The sequence below is a fragment of the Lysinibacillus sp. EB271-A1-10B genome (genome assembly GCF_058791335.1).
Genome location: NZ_JBYTDL010000001.1, coordinates 114,889 through 134,306 on the forward strand (window position 1 = coordinate 114,889; position 19,418 = coordinate 134,306).

17 protein-coding genes are annotated in these 19,418 nt (G+C 37.8%); all 17 read right to left on the bottom strand.

Going from position 1 to position 19,418, the window contains the following annotated elements; genetic code table 11:
- Nucleotides 1-35: 35 nt before the first annotated feature.
- The 17 genes from AC3WSK_RS00595 to AC3WSK_RS00675 all read right to left on the bottom strand — a co-directional run bounded on the left by AC3WSK_RS00595 (nt 36) and on the right by AC3WSK_RS00675 (nt 19,337).
- Nucleotides 36-788, bottom strand: a complete 753-nt coding sequence (locus AC3WSK_RS00595) for a glycosyltransferase family 32 protein (RefSeq protein WP_492411426.1) — start codon at nt 786-788, stop codon at nt 36-38.
- A gap of 54 nt (nt 789-842) precedes the next feature.
- Nucleotides 843-1,751, bottom strand: coding sequence for a glycosyltransferase family protein (locus AC3WSK_RS00600; RefSeq protein WP_427482624.1), 909 nt, complete (start codon nt 1,749-1,751; stop codon nt 843-845).
- A gap of 65 nt (nt 1,752-1,816) precedes the next feature.
- The gene (locus AC3WSK_RS00605) at nt 1,817-2,827 is read right to left on the bottom strand and encodes an O-antigen ligase family protein (protein WP_492411429.1); all 1,011 of its coding nucleotides are present in this window, start codon (nt 2,825-2,827) and stop codon (nt 1,817-1,819) included.
- A gap of 193 nt (nt 2,828-3,020) precedes the next feature.
- Entirely contained in the window at nt 3,021-3,791 is a 771-nt protein-coding gene (locus tag AC3WSK_RS00610; protein WP_492411430.1) for a tyrosine-protein phosphatase, read from the bottom strand.
- A gap of 363 nt (nt 3,792-4,154) precedes the next feature.
- Complete coding sequence (gene rny, locus AC3WSK_RS00615) at nt 4,155-5,714, bottom strand: ribonuclease Y (RefSeq protein WP_079560529.1); 1,560 nt, start codon at nt 5,712-5,714, stop codon at nt 4,155-4,157.
- 976 nt (nt 5,715-6,690) lie between these two features.
- A complete protein-coding gene (gene recA, locus AC3WSK_RS00620; protein ID WP_079560528.1) occupies nt 6,691-7,755 on the bottom strand; it encodes a recombinase RecA in 1,065 nt (354 codons plus the stop codon).
- Nucleotides 7,756-8,077: 322 nt separating this feature from the next.
- Nucleotides 8,078-9,334 (bottom strand): competence/damage-inducible protein A, encoded by a 1,257-nt coding sequence (locus AC3WSK_RS00625; RefSeq protein ID WP_427482618.1) that lies wholly within the window; start codon nt 9,332-9,334, stop codon nt 8,078-8,080.
- Nucleotides 9,335-9,351: 17 nt separating this feature from the next.
- Complete coding sequence (pgsA, locus tag AC3WSK_RS00630) at nt 9,352-9,930, bottom strand: CDP-diacylglycerol--glycerol-3-phosphate 3-phosphatidyltransferase (protein ID WP_079560526.1); 579 nt, start codon at nt 9,928-9,930, stop codon at nt 9,352-9,354.
- Nucleotides 9,931-9,980: 50 nt separating this feature from the next.
- Nucleotides 9,981-10,880: a helix-turn-helix domain-containing protein gene (locus AC3WSK_RS00635; protein WP_079560525.1), complete on the bottom strand. Its 900-nt coding sequence runs from the start codon at nt 10,878-10,880 to the stop codon at nt 9,981-9,983.
- 39 nt (nt 10,881-10,919) lie between these two features.
- On the bottom strand, nt 10,920-11,702 hold the full coding sequence (locus AC3WSK_RS00640) for a DUF3388 domain-containing protein (RefSeq protein WP_197141989.1): 783 nt from the start codon (nt 11,700-11,702) through the stop codon (nt 10,920-10,922).
- Nucleotides 11,703-11,927: 225 nt separating this feature from the next.
- On the bottom strand, nt 11,928-12,185 hold the full coding sequence (locus AC3WSK_RS00645; protein WP_079560524.1) for a DUF3243 domain-containing protein: 258 nt from the start codon (nt 12,183-12,185) through the stop codon (nt 11,928-11,930).
- 45 nt (nt 12,186-12,230) lie between these two features.
- Nucleotides 12,231-12,959, bottom strand: coding sequence for an elongation factor P 5-aminopentanone reductase (gene ymfI, locus AC3WSK_RS00650; RefSeq protein ID WP_079560523.1), 729 nt, complete (start codon nt 12,957-12,959; stop codon nt 12,231-12,233).
- Nucleotides 12,956-14,257: an EF-P 5-aminopentanol modification-associated protein YfmH gene (gene yfmH / locus AC3WSK_RS00655; RefSeq protein WP_079560522.1), complete on the bottom strand. Its 1,302-nt coding sequence runs from the start codon at nt 14,255-14,257 to the stop codon at nt 12,956-12,958. The genes ymfI and yfmH overlap by 4 nt, the downstream gene beginning before the upstream one ends.
- A complete protein-coding gene (gene yfmF, locus AC3WSK_RS00660; protein ID WP_079560521.1) occupies nt 14,254-15,525 on the bottom strand; it encodes an EF-P 5-aminopentanol modification-associated protein YfmF in 1,272 nt (423 codons plus the stop codon). The genes yfmH and yfmF overlap by 4 nt, the downstream gene beginning before the upstream one ends.
- A 257-nt stretch (nt 15,526-15,782) precedes the next feature.
- Complete coding sequence (locus AC3WSK_RS00665) at nt 15,783-16,742, bottom strand: ABC transporter permease (protein WP_079560520.1); 960 nt, start codon at nt 16,740-16,742, stop codon at nt 15,783-15,785.
- A 1-nt stretch (nt 16,743) separates the two neighbouring features.
- Nucleotides 16,744-17,790, bottom strand: coding sequence for an ABC transporter permease (locus AC3WSK_RS00670; protein WP_079560519.1), 1,047 nt, complete (start codon nt 17,788-17,790; stop codon nt 16,744-16,746).
- Nucleotides 17,790-19,337 carry an ABC transporter ATP-binding protein gene (locus AC3WSK_RS00675; RefSeq protein WP_079560518.1) on the bottom strand — a complete coding sequence of 516 codons (1,548 nt, stop codon included), beginning with the start codon at nt 19,335-19,337 and terminating at the stop codon, nt 17,790-17,792. The genes AC3WSK_RS00670 and AC3WSK_RS00675 overlap by 1 nt, the downstream gene beginning before the upstream one ends.
- Between the last annotated feature and the right edge of the window lie 81 nt (nt 19,338-19,418).

The following is a 19,418-nucleotide window of genomic DNA, read 5'->3' on the forward strand; positions in this document are numbered from 1 at the left end:
CCTTGCCTCCACTTGTCCTTTTATGCATTACATTTTCACTCGAAAATCTTGATACCATTTAATTTTTTACGTGTTTTATTTAACTGATCAAAAGCATTCGGTCCAAATAATTTGTTGATAGCATATTTATAACGCATTACTTTTTTATGTCGTTTTTTTTGTTGCTCTGACAACCATGAACCATTAAAGTGATGGATCGTAAAAGTATTAACAGTTTGGTTAATCGTTCCTGATTCGAAGTCCTTCGCACAGAAATATTCAAATGGATATATGTGTAGATCGTCATCCAATTGCCTATGTTGATTAGACTCTGTAAATCCATATTTTTCTCTCGTTAGACCCGTGATGATAACAGTATTTGTTTGTTGACCTTGTTCCGTATAGAAACTTTTATCTTCATAAAAATCCAGCAGTAGCTTAATCCACGGATGCCCCTTTACAGCCCCCATTGTTCCGGTTACACATGTATCACTATTTTCTCCGCCAGTAAATGCTTGATGAGATAAAAAAGGGTTTAACGATTGGACAACTTCTACATCTGTATCCAAGTAAATGCCACCTTGTGTGTATAGTGCATATAACCTAACATAATCAGCTACATAAGCATATTTTTTAGATTCGTAGGCTTCTTGTACAAATTGATTGGATTGAATATCAAATGAATTTTCATTCCATTCAATTAGTTCATAGTCAGGCATTAATTTTTGCCAGGAGGCAATACACGCTTCAACTACCTGCGGATACGGATTTTCGCCAAACCAACAGAAGTGAATTTTTTTAGGGATCATTATACAATTTCCTTTCTGTTATCCAAATAAATTAACGGCATATCACATATCAAACTATTCCATTACTAACTTGATAAACTCCATCAGTTTTACCCTATCTAACAATAGGTTCCACTCTAAATAACTAACATCTGGTGTCACAAATTCAAAGTTTTTTAAACTTGCCATCGTAAAGTTTGCTAAATTTCGGTGTAACTTAAAAAAGCGTCCTTGTGTTTTCTGTTCAAAATTATTGACCCAAGGATAATCGGTCGTAACAATTTTCAAATCTAATGCGCAGTACTCAAGGAGCTTAGTTGAAGCTTGTAAATTGAAAGGGTACACATCAGGCATATAATTCAGCCCGTATTCTGCTTTTGACGCTAGAAGAGGAACTTCATGATAAGGTAGCGATCCTGAGAAGATAATATTTTTATAGTCTTTGAAAGATGTATATAATTCATTTGTTGGATTTCCTATTAATAAAATCGTGTTATCTTTTAAAGTTGTCGTAAAGGGCTTTAGCGCATCAGCGGTACCTCTTTCAGTTCCCATTGCGCCGACATAAACAAAGTCGTACTCTTTTTTTGATGTTTTTATGAAAAAGTCTTTTGATATTCCCATATCTCGATGAATTTTTGGAACATTGTCCTTCATCTTAAAATCCTTTTCTACAAGTTCATTCAAAAATACGCGACCATGCGGTTTAACATTACAAGTTTTTTTCACAAAATTTTTCAACATCGGAAAATGACCAGTTGATAACGAATTATATTCATGGATAATCTTTGTCTCTCTTGAATGTTTTTTTATATCTAAACCAGGAAATTTCCATAATAAATCTATATTGGTTATTGGAACTTCATTTATCTCCGCTGTTAAAATGGTGATGGCTTCAATATTATCCTGCTGATTTAAATACGCTACATAGGCTGAGATTTCTGGTAAAAATGATTTTCCGTTGTTGACAAATCCAATCTTCAAATAGATGATTCCCCCTTCTTTCAACTGCTAATTTTCAATTAAAATGGTCTGTCGTCTATTAATTTTCACGTTTTATTCATATTTGAACTATTAAGTGCGAGTTTATGATGGGTAAATGAATTGCCAGAAAGAACAAATAAAACGATCATTATCGGTGTTGTATAAATAATAATTTCCGTCATTGAAAGTAAAATATAAGTGATAAGTATTAAAAATGGTAATAGTTGTAGCATGTTCGTATACTTAACTCGTTTTTTAGCAAAAGAAAATGCGTTCCATAATAATGCTGCTACGAATAGTAGAAAAAATGTAACGGCCAACCAACCATACTCAGCTAATAGGGCAATAAAGGTATTATGTGCATCCAATTGTCCAACATGATAATTTTCTCCATGGCCAAATAATGTGGAATCTTTTATGATATTTTGCCAAATTGCCATTCGTCCATCAGATAGATCAGCCGATTTCCGCTGAAATTTCCCTACAATTTTTTGAACCGCTTTGTTTAGTATCGGAATTTTACTTAGACTGAAAATGAATGTCATACTTAGTACACATAGAACCGATACGAGTGCGCCCACTTTTCTAATACTTGAAGCGTTTTGAATAGCTAACAAGGCCATACTCATTATGACAGCGAATAGTACGGTGATGGCAGCCGTTCTACTTTGTGTGAGTAAAATAATATAAAAAACAAAAAAGAATAGGCTTACTAGGACTACGATAGGAACCTTTTTCGTAACACCCTGAAAATATTGAATAGTCCCAGCTAGTAATACCACCGCTAACAATGTCATGGCCAATCCCATCATGTTTGGGTTGCTATAAATCCCCGCAAATGCGTTGAAAACAACTCGATTCATGAAAAAAGATAAGAATAAAATAATGAGATGCGAGAGACAAATACTAATAGCTAGCACATGTAAAGTAGCCGTTTGAAAAGAGTTATATATAATCGATAACCCTATATACATCGTAAGCATACATACAATATTGATAAGTGATTCCATATCAGAATTGGCTAAAGCACTTAATAGCCCACAAATAATAAATAGAAAGAAAAATATATCGCTCACATACATTCTACGAATATTTGCACTTCGATTATAGATGAAAAGGATGATCGGAAAGATGGAAAAAAAGACAGTAAAGTAAATTAGTATAGATATTTCATAAGATAATGCACTGAAGAGTAGTAATACACTCATACATATCGTTAGGATAAAAAACCGCACTTTCATCACCCTCACTATAGCTTCATTCCGTATGTTATTTTGTGAAAAGATGCCACCATTTTCTTTCACTTATAACGATTGGCTCCGCAATTAATAGCTGCTTATTTTCTAAAACACGTTCATTGTTTTCAAGGAAAAGGTCAACCATATCCAGCTGTTTCATTTTCTCCAAGTAATCTAACCCAGCTTCAAAAAGCAATGGTCTTGTAGACATATTATGGACATCTGAACCATACGTATGAACAAGTCTTGCTTCTATTAAATCCATTGCAAATTGTTGAATTTTTTTGCCAAAATGCCCCGTAATGCTACCTGCCGTAATTTGTGCTAATGCCCCATCACGAATGAATTGCTCAAGGAGTGCTACATTTTGTCGAATAGCTCCATTTCGCTCAGGATGCGCAATAACTGGTGTAATATCTGATGCAACTAATAACCTAATAATTCCCTTACAATAGAAAGGGATTGTTTCCGAAGGTAATTCAAGTAATAGATAGTTTGAGTTTGCCAACGTATGAAGCTGTTTAGTTGTGATAGACTCTAAAATATTTTCATTGATGCGTACTTCATGTCCAGGAAATAGTTTGATTGGCCATGCTCTTTTTTCTATTTCTAGCTGTAAAGTATGTACCTGATGAAATACATTTTCATATGGCACATCGTACATTGGGTGCTTGGCATGAGGAGTAGTAATAATGGCTGTTATTCCTTGCATCACAGCATGTTCTAGTAATTGCAATGACTCTGAAAGTTGTTGTGGTCCATCGTCAACTCCGGATAATAAATGGCTGTGAGTATCAACCATGCTCATCATCTCCTTATTCCAATTCATCACCTAACTGTTTTTCACCAATTTAAATGATTATTAGTAGAAATTTTATTGCTGATAAATAAAGGCACTTATTGTATATATGCCTATTTTCACGATAAATATGACAGTAGCTTACACAACCAAGTTAAGAACAAAAGCGCTGGAGGGGCCGAGGCAAAAGTAAATGCTCCACTACTTTTGCACGAGGAAACGAAGCGAGCTCGAGGATGTAGCGCTTTAGCCTAGATCCTCGAAGTCGCTTTAGGTTATGTACAGGCAAAAAATCTATCGTTTCCTTAACTATAAAAAAAAACGTCTTTTACTCTATTTTGAGTAAAAGACGTTTCTGTATGACAATTATTTTGCGTATTCTACGGCACGTGTTTCACGAATAACCGTTACTTTAATATGGCCTGGGTAATCAAGTTCTTCTTCAATTCGCTTACGGATATCTCTCGCTAAGCGATGTGAAGCCAAGTCATCAATTTTTTCAGGTTGTACGATAATACGGATTTCACGACCAGCTTGAATTGCAAAGGATTTTTCTACACCATCATAGCTTTCGGAAATTTCTTCTAACTTTTCTAGTCTACGGATATAGTTTTCAAGCGTCTCACTTCGAGCACCTGGACGAGCTGCTGATAACGCATCAGCTGCAGCTACTAATACTGCAATAACAGATGTTGCTTCTGTGTCGCCATGGTGAGAAGCAATACTGTTTATAACGATCGGATGTTCTTTGTATTTTGTAGCTAATTCCACACCGATTTCGACGTGGCTACCTTCAACTTCATGGTCAATTGCCTTACCAATATCATGTAATAAGCCTGCACGGCGAGCTAATGCTACATCTTCACCAAGTTCAGCAGCAAGCAAGCCAGCTAAATATGCGACTTCAATTGAATGTTTTAGGACGTTTTGTCCATAGCTTGTACGGTATTTCATGCGGCCTAAAATCTTCATTAAATCTGGATGTAAGTTATGAATGCCAATTTCAAATGTTGTTTGCTCACCTGTTTCGCGGATTTGTTCATCCACTTCACGACGAGCTTTTTCCACCATTTCCTCAATTCGAGCAGGGTGAATGCGGCCATCCTGTACAAGTTTTTCAAGTGCAAGTCGAGCCGTTTCACGACGAATTGGATCGAAGCCTGATAAAATAACTGCCTCTGGAGTATCATCAATAATTAAATCTATACCTGTTAACGTTTCCAAAGTTCGAATATTACGACCTTCACGACCAATAATACGACCTTTCATTTCATCATTTGGCAAGTTCACGACAGATACTGTTGTTTCTGCTACGTGATCTGCTGCAAAACGCTGTAGTGCCAGTGATAAAATTTCACGCGCTTTTTTATCTGACTCTTCCTTCGCACGTGTCTCAGCTTCCTTCGTCATCACAGCAATATCAGTTGCTAGCTCTTTTTCTACTTCTCCTAAGATAATAGCTTTTGCTTCATCTCTAGTTAAAGCAGAAACTCTTTCTAGCTCTGTTTTTTGCGAGGCAACGAGCTCGTCCACTTTGCTTTCCATCTGTTCAATATGCTGTTGTCTTTCGCTTAGAGCTTGTTCTTTACGCTCTAAACCTGCTTCTCTCTTATTTAGAGCATCATCTTTGCGATCAAGATTCTCTTCTCTTTGCAATAAACGGTTCTCTTGTTTCTGAAGCTCAGAACGACGTTCACGAATGTCATTTTCTGCTTCAGTACGAAATTTGTGAGTTTCATCTTTGGCTTCAAGTAGTGCTTCTTTCTTCAATGCCTCCGCTTCTCGTTTTCCTTCTTCAACGATTGTTTCAGCGACATGTTTAGCACCAGTGATTTTTGAGTCATTCACTTTTTTCATGTAGATATAGCTAACAGCGGCACCAACGATGAGTCCAAGCAAAGCGGAGATGATAGTAATTGCATCCATATGAACACCTCCTCTTGCTATTTGGGTAATACAGTTTCAGTCGGCGCATACATTCATTTCACCTTGGCATAACTATGTCCCGGATTTTGAATTGTGTTAAAGTATGCACGAGGACCGAAACAATGTCGGTCATTCGGTAAAGTCACTGGACGTAGTGTTTTACCTATGCAAATTAGTTAGCCGTTTTCGCAGGATGCGAAGCTTTAAGGCGAACATTCTAATGCATCATTGTCTGTTCAAAATCTTGCCATTTGCCAGAGGCTTCAACTTCATTTACGAGATCTTTAAAGGCCTTTCCAAAATGAAGTCAAAATGTAATGTACTGCCTATTTAAAGTCATAATTCAGTAATTATACATATTTAATTGTATAACTAGCCTCAAGCTCTGTCAAGGATAGTCGGGCATCTGTTCGCCTCTCAAAAGAAAAAAAGTCAGCCATATCCATTAGGAGAATTAATTACCTATTACTTTTACACTAACGTTAAATTTAACTTTTCATTTTCATACGTAGAAGCAGTACTTAGGAAGTATCATTTTCTTTTGGTGGAAGCTATTTATTCCCGATGCTATATCAATTTACGGTGAGGAAAATATGATCCCCACTTCCCTTTATGACGTTCAATCTATCACTTCTTTGATTACCTCTTCCTATTGCCGACTCATTGCTCTGGCGATTGCCTTCATCACTAAATATATGGATATCCTAACAAATATTATACAACCACATTCCCCAGTATGTGTAAAGAACAAATGCGCTAAAGCGCTCGTTTACTTCCAACAAGCGCTGGAGAGGTCGAAGCAAAAGTAAACGCTCCACCACTTTTGCCCGAGAAATCGCAGCGACCTCGAGGATGTAGTGCTTTACCCTAGACACCGACTATACTTTAGTTTATCCACAGGCAAAAATCTGTAGTTTCCTTAACAATAAAAAAATGCATTGCTCTCACTATAAAGAGTGGGAACAATGCACTTATATTATTCATCTTCAAGAAGAAGCTTTAATTCATCATCCATTTCTTCTTCATTATCATGCGCAGCAATTGTATAAGATGATGATGCAATACCGTAAGAAGCACGGATTTTATTTGCGATATCGTCAAGCACTGCTGGATTTTCTTTTAAATATTGTTTAGCATTTTCACGGCCTTGTCCTAGGCGCTCATCACCGTAAGCATACCAAGAACCGCTTTTTTGTACGATATCTAGTTCTACACCTAAATCAACTGTTTCGCCCTCTTTTGAAATTCCTTCACCGTACATAATATCAACTTCAGCTGTACGGAATGGTGGCGCTACTTTGTTTTTCACAATTTTAATTTTAGTACGGTTACCCATAATGTCATTACCTTGTTTAATGGCTTCTGCACGACGTACTTCTAAGCGAACAGAGCTGTAGAATTTAAGTGCACGACCACCAGGCGTTGTCTCTGGGTTTCCGAACATAACACCTATTTTTTCACGTATTTGGTTAATGAAGATAGCAATTGTTTTTGATTTATTGATAGCACCTGAAAGTTTACGTAAAGCCTGAGACATTAAACGCGCTTGTAAACCAACATGCGAGTCACCCATATCTCCTTCGATTTCCGCTTTCGGAACTAATGCTGCTACTGAGTCTATAACGATAATATCGATTGCGCCACTACGTACTAATGCCTCTGCGATTTCAAGCGCTTGTTCGCCTGTATCTGGTTGAGATAATAGAAGCTCATCAATATTGACACCCAATTTTTGTGCATATATTGGATCTAATGCATGCTCAGCATCGATAAACGCTGCTTGTCCACCATTTGCCTGAACCTCTGCAATGGCATGAAGCGCAACCGTTGTTTTACCTGATGATTCAGGGCCGTATACTTCAATAATACGTCCACGTGGATAACCACCTACACCTAATGCAGCATCAAGTGCTAGCGAACCACTTGAAGATGTAGCAATTTCTAAATCCGTCTTTTCGCCAAGTTTCATGATAGAACCTTTACCAAAGTTCTTTTCAATTTGTTTTAACGCCTGTTCTAAGGCTGCTTTACGATCACTCATTCATTTTCCTCCTTCGAAAACTGTTCACTGTTTTTCTCTATCTCTACTATACTTGTTTTTAAGAGAAGACGCAAGAAAAAAGCGAACGTTTATTCGTTTTTATTCAAAATAAAAATTTGGGTAACTTTCCATTACCCAAATTTCTATTTTAACTATATTATGGACCATCACCAAAACGTGTAGTTGATTTTCGTTCCGGCTGGGCGCTTTCCTGGGGGCGTCCAGCCTACGCTCCAATCAACTTATTTACATAATAATCGTTTTAAACAAAAGTCATCCGCAACTTTTGGTGATGAACCTATATTATGCCGGGGCAAATTGATTAACGTTTTTTAAAGCCTCTTTCTTCCAAAAGCTGCATTAAATAATGACAAGTAAATTTCGCAGCACGCAGTCGATTTGTATTACGCATGCCCGATAAATGAAGTAAGTACGTGAGCGGTTTCTCATCGCCAATTGCGATACCAATCCAAACCGTCCCCACTGGTTGATGATCATGGGCTGTAGGACCTGCTGCACCTGTTAATCCAATACCAATATCAGTATCAAATTTTTCACGTACAGCGCTAGCCATAGCTGCTGCACATTCACTGCTTACAATCCCATGTGTAGTTAATAATTCTTTAGAAATACCGAGTTGCTTTATTTTAGCCTCTTCTGTATACGTGACAACGCCACCAACTAGGGCATCCCCAACACCTGGTATTTCTGCAAGCTCAGACTGAAATAATCCTGCTGTTAAACTTTCTGCCGCAGAAATTGTTAACTGATTATCTAGTAACATTTCTACTGTTTTAGAGGCTAGAGAATCATCATCTATACCGTATTGATAGTCACCTACAAGCGCTTGAATCTCTGCTACCTTTGCAGCAATAAGCTGCTGTGCTTCTTGCTCCGTTTCTGCCTTAGCAGTTACACGCAGTGTAACTTCGCCGTCAGAAGCAAGCGGCGCAACAGTTGGGTTTGTTTGCGAATCTAAAATAGCTTGGACACTTACTTCAAGCTCTGCCTCTCCAATGCCATAAAAACGCATAACATGCGATAGTATAACCCCTCCTGCATTTAACATCGCACTAAGCTTTGGCTTTGCTTCAAACTGGAACATCGGCTCAAGCTCTTTAGGTGGCCCCGGAAGCAAAATATAAGTACGCTCATCTTTCGCTAGTATCATGCCAGGTGCCATACCGTGATGGTTTGCGAGCACCTCACTACCTGCTAGTATTAAAGCTTGCTTACGATTATTGTCCGTCATTGGACGTCCTCGCTTTGCAAAAAATTGCTCAATATATGTCAGCGCGATATCGTCAAATTCAAGAGTAACGCCAAGATGACGAGCAATCGTTTCCTTTGTTAAATCATCCTTTGTAGGCCCAAGCCCACCAGAAAAAATGATTAAATCAGCACGAGTCTCTGCAATGGAAATAGCTTCTTCTAAACGTTGTGCATTATCTCCAACTACAGTGTGATAATACACATTTATTCCTAATTCGGACAACTGACTAGAAATAAACTTTGCATTTGTGTTCGAAATCTGACCAAGCAATAACTCTGAGCCAACTGCAAGAATTTCAGCATTCATGATCCTCAAGACCTCTCTTATTTAGAATCAAGTAAGACACGTCGATTTAGATAGAAATAATCCCATCCAGACCATAGTGTAAAGAACAATGCAATATATAACATAATTGTATCAAATGGAATACCAATAAGTGTAAAGATTGTATTGTGTAAAAGTGCTGCTCCGATGGCCACAATTTGGGCCCACGTTTTAATTTTACCAAGCTGGTTTGCCGCAACAACTTCTCCTTCACCTGCCAATATTAAACGAAGACCAGTTACTGCAAACTCACGGCTAATAATGATAATTATTATCCATGCAGGCGCCATATCAAGCTCTACCATTAAAATAAAAGCTGCTGAAACTAGTAATTTGTCAGCAAGTGGGTCTAAAAACTTACCAAATGTTGTCACAAGATTATACTTACGTGCGTAAAAACCATCCACCCAATCAGTCGCTGAAGCAAAAATAAAAATAAGTGCACCTACAAAATGATGAACAGGCATATCCGCTCCGAATAGTGACATTGTTCCCCAGCCAAAATCAAACATCATAACAATGACAAAGAACGGAATAAGTAAGATTCGAGAGATGGTAATTTTATTTGGAATGTTCATTTTTCTAACACCTTTCATGATGAAAGAAAGTAGTCATCATTAGATGACTACTATTCTTTATTGAAATTGATGACGATGTTTTGCGTTACAGCTTGCTGTGCATACGTTAAAGGCTCGTCATTAATGTATACCTTGGCTTGCGTTGAATTACCTAAACGGATACGAGCATAATTTTGAGATGTTGCATCAAATTCTACTACTTCTCCTGCATTATATACACGAGTATCTGTTAGTATTTCTTGTTGCTGTTGGTCTCGAATACCGATAAATGTAGGACCTGATACTTCGATACGTATTTTAAATGTATCTGCACCTGTTAACGTATATGAAGTTGTAGCACCATCCGCTTCAACAGTCCCCGCTGAAATCGATTGCTTAACCTCTTCAGTTTCGTCAGATGTTTCCTTTGCTGAATCTGTTGACTCTTGTTTGTCATTTGATTGAGCTTTTTTATTTTCTTTTTCTTTATCTTTTTCTGTATCTATTGGTTTTGCTTTTGTATCATATTGCATTTCTGGAGGTGTCTCTTCTCCAGAATTCGGTACTGCATTATTTTTAGACTGCATGAGTACCCAAATGACTACAATAATGACAATGATAAATAAACCAACGATTATTTTCGGCATTGCCTCCATCATTTTAGTAGAAGGGCCTTTTGTAATTTTTCTTCTACTTGGACTACTCGTTATCGATTGACTTACTTGATTGTTCGAAGTACCTGGTAGCTCACTTTTATACGTTTCTAAAATTTCCTCTGCGTTCAAATCAACGGCGTCAGCATATTGTTTAATAAAAGCTCGTACATAAAATGAACCAGGCATGATCGAATAATTGCCCTCTTCAATACCTATTAAATAACGCTTTTGTATTTTCGTTATTTCTTGTAAATCGTCTAAACTGTAGCCTTTAGACAGTCTCGCCTCTTTCAGTCGAGTCCCTAATTCTGCCACTCAAAACACCTACTTTAACATCAATTTAAAAATTAAATCCTAAAATCCTCCAAATGAATTGGATTCGGACATCATATGATTTTTTTCCATTATCTCATACGTAATTTCTTCATCTGGGTGATGACGTAATTCAATGATATAATCAAAATCCTCTATCCTATAATCTGAATGCTGAACAAACATGTCTGGATGCTCGACGACCTTTATGGAAGGCATATTCATCATTTCACGCACTAGTTGTAAATGCCGCTCATCAGATGAACGACGTGTTACAATGCCATCTAATATAAAAATATTATTGTCACTGAATTCATCACCAGCGAGTTTATTGCGAACAGTCTGCTTAATCATTGTAGATGATAAAAAAATCCATTTTTTATTGGCACATACACTAGCCGCTACAATCGATTCAGTTTTTCCAACTCTAGGCATTCCACGTATTCCTATGAGCTTATGCCCTTCTTTTTTAAATAGCTCAGCCATAAAGTCAACTAAAATACCAAGTTCATCTCGGACGAAGCGGAAGGTATTTTTTTCATCTGCATCTCGAGGAATATAATGACCGTGCCTTATGGCTAAACGATCACGGAGTTTAGGTTGTCGAAATTTGGTCACGTTAATATGTTCCATTGTCGAAACAATTGTACGAAAACGCTCAATTGTCTCATCGTTGTCTGTATGCACTAACATACCACGTCGATCCTCATCGACACCATTTATTGAAATAATATTGACACGAAGCATCCCTAAAAGTGAAGCAATATCTCCTAATAATCCAGGGCGATTCACCTGAATTTCATATTCAAAGTACCAATCGCTCAAACACACTCGTTCCCTTCCTATTAGTTAACGTAAAAAATCCCTTATAAGTTCCATCATAGCTGATTTTTTATGTAATGGAAAGTTAGAATACATGGAATTATAGCGTTATTTTTAAAAACTTACTATTTTTTTTTTGAACATCCTAAATAGGCTTACATACGTTCCCTTTTCTATGCAGAAATTGCTTTTTTATATAAAAAAAAGAGGAGATCGCTCTCCTCTTTTTTACTGTACAGGTTTATTTTGCACAAGTTTAACGACACAATTCGCCAGTGCGTGTTTTTCTTCTTCAGAGGCAACGCCCCATAAATCCGACAGCACTCGTTCTTGTTCATTTTTAGGATCGACATTTGTCGCCAAATATTCTCCAATTTGTACAGCAGCTTGTTGAATCATTTGCGATGGTACACCGCTTGATTCTGCACGCATAACATTTTGACCTAAAAACGATGTCCATTTATGCCAGTTCTCTAAGATAGTCATACTGTTCCTCCTCCTTTACACATGTAGTATGTGCAAAAAAGAACATTATATGTACCAACCACCGTTTAATCGAATTACTTGTCCCGTTACATAATCTGCATTTCCAGAAAGGTAGAAGCGTACCATCTTAGCAACATCCGTTGTTTGACCAGCTATGCCTAGCGGAATATCCTCTAAAATATAGTCAAGCTCCTCTTCACTTAAATGACTGTTCATCGAGGTATTTATAAAGCCAGGTGCAATGGCATTAACACGAATACGTGACAGTGCCGCTTCTTTCGCATACGACTTTACAAAAGCATGTTGGGCGCCCTTCACGGCTGCGTAAAGAGCTTCACCAGCCGATCCAGCCTCTCCCCAAATCGAACCGATAAAAAGCACATAGCTAACGTCATGCGCACGAAGCTTTGATGACAGCAATGCCGTCAGACGCATTGGATTTTGCACATGGACACGCCATAATGCATCCATATCCTCCACAGTAGTATCTTCAAGTAGAGAATAATGCGCCTGACCATTTGCAAAGACAATTGCTTGCACATTAAAAATTTGCGATGCTAGTAATTGTGCCCCGGACGCTTTCGAAAAATCTCCCTGTACAAGCATAAATTCCTGTGAAGGGAAATTTTCTGAAAGAGAGTGGTATAAAGCCTGCGCTGCTTTTTCATTGTTTGAAAAGTGTATGTAGATGGACCAGCCGTCTTCTGCCAGACTCTGACAAATAGCACGACCAATCTCACCCGATGCACCTAACACGAGGGCAAACTTTTTCACTGTTCGCCCTTCTCTGTAGGTAAAATTTTAAAGACAGTTTGTTGAGATTCACCTTGAATTGAAGAAAATGCTTTTTTCAAATCTTCAATCGTTAATTCTTCTAGCACAGGTACAACATCGAACAAATTCATCTCATTAAACGAATAACGTGTAAATTGGTTGGCGATAAATTCAATAGAGTTCAGCGCACGTAGGAAGAAACCAATTTTTTTACGTTTCACTCGTTCTAAATCGCCACTTTCAAATTGTGCATCTTCATCATACTTTGCTAATTCTTCTTTAATAGCTTTCTCTAATGCAGCCGGGTCTGCAGAATCCGAGCCAATCATAGCAAAACCAAAGCCGTTTTCTAACGTGAAATCAAATGCATACGTTTCATCAATTAAGTCATTTTCATAGATGCGCTCATAAAATTCAGATGTACGTCCGAAAATAAGTTCAAGTGCAATTTGAACAGATAGCTCATGTTTTAACATATCACGACCAGAAAGATTTGTTTCTTTTGCTTTTAAGCCGATATAAACCTTTGGCTTTTGTACATCCATATGCAACTCACGCTCTTTGATAGCAACCTCAGTCGGTTCTTTATCAAAGTAGCGTTGTATTGGTGTTGGTTCAGTGAATTCTTTTTTACCTTGATTGTCACGAATAAACGTCATCATTTCATTAGGGTCTACAGCACCAATAACAAACAATAACATATTGGATGGATGATAGAACGTATTGTAGCACGTATATAAGTGGTCCGCAGTAATGCCATCAATCGTCTCGATTGTACCAGCGATATCAATTTTTACTGGGTGATTATGATACATATTTTCGATCGTACCAAAATACAAGCGCCAATCTGGCTGATCATCGTACATCGTAATTTCCTGTCCAATAATGCCCTTCTCCTTATTCACTGTTGCTTCCGTAAAGTAAGGTTCTTGCACAAAATTTAATAATGTTTCTGTGCTTTTATAAATATTGTCCGTCGAAGAAAATAAATACGCCGTACGTGTAAATGATGTAAAGGCATTTGCTGAAGCACCGTATTCACTAAACTTTTGGAATACATCGCCATCTTCTTTTTCAAACATTTTATGCTCTAAAAAGTGAGCAATGCCATCTGGAACTGTAATGCTTTCCGTCTCACCAAGCGGCACAAATGTACGATCAACAGAACCGTACTTAGTTGTGAACGTCACATATGTTTTGGAATAGCCTTTTTTCGGTAAAATATAGACATCTAAGCCATTCTCTAATTTTTCATAATACAATGTTTCATCTAATTGTTTGAATTCAATTGTCTTCATTGTGCGGCTTGCTCCTTCCCACATAAGAAATAGACCGCTTCTAGCTGAATTTGCTTCGCCATTTCAACGATATCTTCTCTCGTTACAGCTTTCCATTTATTTGCCCAAGCTTCAACAGAGAACTCCTCGGGTAAATCTTTATATTGGTCAAAAATTTCTATTTGTCCTCGAGCAGAATCCAATGACTCTTTTAGCTGATTCGTCAGCATTGCCTTTGTTTGCTCTAATTCCAAATCAGTAATGTCGCCTGCTTGCATAACAGCAATTTGTTCTTTTATTAGTGATAGTGCTTTTTCTTCATTCTTTTGTTCAATCCCAGATACAACAAAGACTAAGCCATAATGTGATGCATAGGAGCTAGACGCATAGTAAGCTAAACTTTCCTTTTCACGAACATTCATAAATAATTTAGCATGAGGGTAGCCACCAAATACGCCGTTAAAGATTTGCATTTTAGCGAAATCAGGATCACCAAATCGTACTGGTGTACTAAAGCCAATATGCAGCTTTCCTTGCTTCATATCTTGTTGCTCACGTACATAATCATTTTGTGGATGCTGTTGCGGAAGCACAGCAGGAACTTCTTCAGGTGTACGATCATTAAACGGTAGAGCTTTTTTCAGCTGCGTCACGATTTCGTCTTCATTAATATCACCCGCGACATAAATATCTATTTTATCGTTAGCAAGCATCGATTGATATGCTTCAAACAATGACGCAGGGGTAATTTTTTGAATGTCCTCAACAGTTCCGTTAGCAGAAATAGAGGCCGGTTCATTCGGACGTAAAATCTGTTGAATACGTTGCTGCGCAAATCGAGATTTATCGTCAAAAATAGACTCGATACGTTGAATGACCGTTTTCTTTTCACGCTCTACAATCGATTCTTTAAATACACCGTTTTCTATATTTGGTTCAAAGATTGCTGTATGCAATAAACCAAGCACCTCGTTTAAAACACTTGTATTTGCCAAATAATGATCGTTAACGGTTTCTACATTCATCAGTACTGTATGCTCATTACCACGTTTAGATGTATCAAAATAAAGCACTGTGCCATACAAGTCATCCAAGAAACCTCGGAATGCAGCTGTTGTCTTATATTTAGCATTGCTGTGTTGCAACACATTTGTTAACACTGTGCGTTCAGACGCATTTGTAGCCGTTAATGCTCTTCTCCATTTAATTGAAAAATTTACGGTTTTAAATTGGGTTGTTTGTCGGATATGCAAATTGACACCTTTTGCAAAAGGGATTGTTTTAAACATATATAGAACCCTCCTTATCTTTCTTAATATAACAAAGTACTACACATACTATACATGTCTATTGTCTATAATTGCAAAAAGAATCCAAAGTATGTATACGGAAAGTGTGAAATTTCATTTGGTTACTTAATGAACCTGTTCATACTAGCAAATAAAGATCAACCTTCAACCATTATTTTCCCAAACACTTGAGCTATGTACAAGGAAAAAGACTGAGCATTTTCGCCCAGTCTTTCGTGTAAAAAATTGTCTGTTTTTTAGCGTTTCCCCTTAATATAAGGTTGACCACTAGCTTTTGGTGCATTTGCTTTACCGATAAATCCTGCTAATGCAAGGATTGTTAATACATACGGTAAAATTTGTAAGTATACAGCAGGAATGTCCTGAACGTAAGGAATTGTGCTTCCTGCAACACTTAACGTTTGTGCTACTCCAAAGAATAAAGCTGCACCTAATGCACCGATTGGATGCCATTTCCCAAAAATCATTGCAGCGATGGCCATAAAGCCTTGACCCGCAATTGTAGCATGTGAGAAATCGCTTGTAATTGATTGCGCATACACTGCACCACCAAGACCACCTAATGCCCCTGAGATGACAACAGCAATATAGCGCATTCTATTAACATTTACACCCATCGTATCTGCAGCCATTGGATGTTCACCGACAGCGCGTAAACGTAAACCGAATGGTGTTTTATAAATGATAAACCATGCCCCGATAGCTACTGCAAAAGCTAAAATTGACGTACTATAGACATCACGGAATAATAATGGACCAAAGAACGGAATATCCTTTAAATAAGGGATAGCGAAACGAGTTATTGGTTGGGTAATCATATCAGTTTGCCCTTTACCATAAATCATTTTTACTAAGAATACAGTTACCGCTAAACCTAATAAATTAATAGCAACCCCCGATACTGTTTGATCGGCACGGAAGGAAATCGAAGCAACTGCATGGAATAGAGAGAAGATTCCCCCAGCAATGACAGCTGCCAGCATAGCTACCCAAATTGTTGCTGCACCAAATGTTGAAGCAAATTCTAAATTGACATAAATACCAACAAATGCACCAACAACCATTAAACCTTCTAGTCCGATATTGACAACACCAGATCGTTCAGAGAATACACCACCGATTGCCGTAAAAATTAAAGGTGTTGCGAAGAAAATCGCAGAAGGGATGATGAAATATAACATTTCTAAAAAGCTCATGTTATTGTCCCTCCTTTTTCTTGCGCAACTTTTGCAATGCTACTCGAATAATATAGCCCGATGCTACACAGAAAATAATTAACGCAATAATAATAGATACGATTTCCTCAGGAATACCTGCAGCATTTGGCATATTTAATGCTCCGTATTTAAGTGAGCCGAATAATGAAGCTCCGAATACAACCCCAAGAGGCGTATTCGCACCAAGTAAGGCAACGGCGATACCATCGAAACCTATACCTGTAAAGCCTGGTTTAATAGAAGCGTTTTGGAAAGTACCTAATGCCTCCATAGCACCACCAAGACCCGCGAACATACCTGAAATCGTCATAGCTAAAATAATGTTTTTGTTGACGCTCATACCAGCATAGTCTGCAGCATGCTTATTAAAGCCTACCGCCTTAAGCTCATATCCACGTGTTGTTTTTTCTAAAATGAACCACATAACCATAACCATTAACAGTGCAACAATGATGCCATAGTGAAGACTTGAATTGTCTGTAAGCTCTCTTAAAAACGGAGAACGTAAAGAAGCTGATTCATGAACGCGTTCTGTTTTAAAGCCACCGTCAGACAATTTTTTAATCACTGCATTCGCAATATAAAGCGCAGTATAGTTTAACATAATTGTCGCAATAACTTCGTGAACTTTAAATTTCGCTTTTAAGAAACCTGCAATAAAGGCCCAAAATGCACCTGCAGCTGCTGCCGCAAGTAATGCTAATGGTAAGTGAATGATTTTAGGTAGATCAAACGCATAGCCTACCCAAGCTGCTGCTAGCCAACCTAAAATTAACTGACCTTCTACACCAATATTAAATAAACCTGTGCGGAAGGCAAATGCTACCGCTAGACCCGCCAATAAATACGGTGTTATTTGACGGATTGTGTTCCCAATAGAATATGAATCTCCAAAAATACCTGTCCAAAGTGCGCTATAACCTTGTACTGGGTCATAGCCGCTAACTATCATCACGATAGCCCCAACAATTAAACCGATAATGATAGAGATGATAGGAACGAGAATATTAATGACACGATTTGACATTAGTCATTCCCCTCCTTCGCACCATTCTTTTTATTTTCACTTTTTTGTCCTGCCATTAATAGACCTAGCTCTTGTTCTGTCGTTTCTGTTGGATTTAACTCATCAACAATTTGACCGTCATAAATAACAGCAATTCGGTCCGAAACATTCATGACTTCATCTAATTCAAATGAAATTAACAGTACCGCTTTTCCTTTATCACGTTGCTCGATCAGGCGAGAGTGAATAAACTCAATTGCCCCTACATCAAGACCACGTGTTGGTAGTGCAGCAATCAATAAGTCCGGATTACGATCAACTTCACGACCGATAATCGCTTTTTGTTGGTTACCACCTGAAAGGGCACGTGCTGGTGTCATTTCACCATTACCTGTACGCACATCATATTCTTCAATGATTTGACGTGCTTTTTCAGACACTTTCTTATAGTCCATAACAAAGCCCTTAGCGATTGGAGACTGATAATATGTTTGTAGTGCGATATTATGACCTATTGGGAAATCTAAAACTAAACCATGCTTATGGCGATCTTGTGGAATATGCCCAACGCCTTCCTCAGTAATTTTACGAGGTTTCATATTTGTAATATCTTTGCCATTTAATTTAACAGAACCACTCTTTATTTTGCGTAAACCAGTAATGGCTTCGATTAACTCAGATTGTCCGTTACCATCGATACCTGCAATACCAACAATTTCACCTTTACGTACTTTTAAGTTTAAGCCTTTTACTTTATCGATATTACGGTAGTCTGTAACAACCAAATTATCGATTGCAATTACTTCATCAGTTGGGTTGGCTTCTGTTTTTTCGGTTTTAAATTCGACTTGGCGACCAACCATCATTTCAGCTAATTGGTTAGGATTTGTTTCAGCAGTGATAACTGTTCCAATCCCTTCACCTTTACGAATAATTGTCACACGGTCAGAGACTTCCATAATTTCTTTTAGTTTATGGGTAATTAGAATAATAGATTTGCCCTCTGCAATTAAGCGTCGCATTATTTGAATAAGCTCTGTAATCTCCTGTGGTGTTAAAGATGCAGTTGGTTCATCAAAAATTAAAATTTCTGCACCGCGGTATAGTGTTTTTAAAATTTCAACACGCTGTTGCATCCCCACAGTAATATCCTCGATTTTGGCATATGGATCAACATCTAAGCCATATTTTTCAGAAAGTGCTTGTACTTTCTTCGCCGCATCTTTAATGTTAACAATACCCATTTTTGTTGGTTCAGAACCTAAAATAATGTTCTCTGTTACTGTGAAATTTTCCACTAACATAAAATGTTGATGGACCATACCAATCCCTAAATCATTGGCCACATTCGGGTTTGTAATTTTAACAGCCTTCCCACGAACTCGAATTTCGCCACCCTCTGGTTGATACAAACCAAAAAGGACGTTCATTAAAGTCGATTTACCTGCACCATTTTCGCCTAGCAGTGCATGAATTTCGCCTTTTTTCAGCTGGAGGGTGATGTTATTATTCGCCACGAAATTACCGAACTCTTTTCGGATTCCTAGCATTTCAATCACGTATTCCAATTTTGTCACTCCCTTAATAGGCACTTTTATCAATTTCGCCTTGACGTAATTGTGGCTGTCGCCACAGAAAGCATTTTGTTA

Bases quoted from the DNA above. Each gene is read 5' to 3' on its own strand.
- AC3WSK_RS00595 (WP_492411426.1), bottom strand. From the start codon at position 788: ATGATCCCTAAAAAAATTCACTTCTGTTGGTTTGGCGAAAATCCGTAT.
- AC3WSK_RS00665 (WP_079560520.1), bottom strand. From the start codon at position 16,742: ATGAGCTTTTTAGAAATGTTATATTTCATCATCCCTTCTGCGATTTTC.
- pgsA (WP_079560526.1), bottom strand. From the start codon at position 9,930: ATGAACATTCCAAATAAAATTACCATCTCTCGAATCTTACTTATTCCG.
- rny (WP_079560529.1), bottom strand. From the start codon at position 5,714: ATGGATGCAATTACTATCATCTCCGCTTTGCTTGGACTCATCGTTGGT.
- AC3WSK_RS00610 (WP_492411430.1), bottom strand. From the start codon at position 3,791: ATGGTTGATACTCACAGCCATTTATTATCCGGAGTTGACGATGGACCA.
- AC3WSK_RS00625 (WP_427482618.1), bottom strand. From the start codon at position 9,334: ATGAATGCTGAAATTCTTGCAGTTGGCTCAGAGTTATTGCTTGGTCAG.
- yfmH (WP_079560522.1), bottom strand. From the start codon at position 14,257: ATGAAGACAATTGAATTCAAACAATTAGATGAAACATTGTATTATGAA.
- recA (WP_079560528.1), bottom strand. From the start codon at position 7,755: ATGAGTGATCGTAAAGCAGCCTTAGAACAGGCGTTAAAACAAATTGAA.
- AC3WSK_RS00670 (WP_079560519.1), bottom strand. From the start codon at position 17,790: ATGTCAAATCGTGTCATTAATATTCTCGTTCCTATCATCTCTATCATT.
- yfmF (WP_079560521.1), bottom strand. From the start codon at position 15,525: ATGTTTAAAACAATCCCTTTTGCAAAAGGTGTCAATTTGCATATCCGA.
- AC3WSK_RS00645 (WP_079560524.1), bottom strand. From the start codon at position 12,185: ATGACTATCTTAGAGAACTGGCATAAATGGACATCGTTTTTAGGTCAA.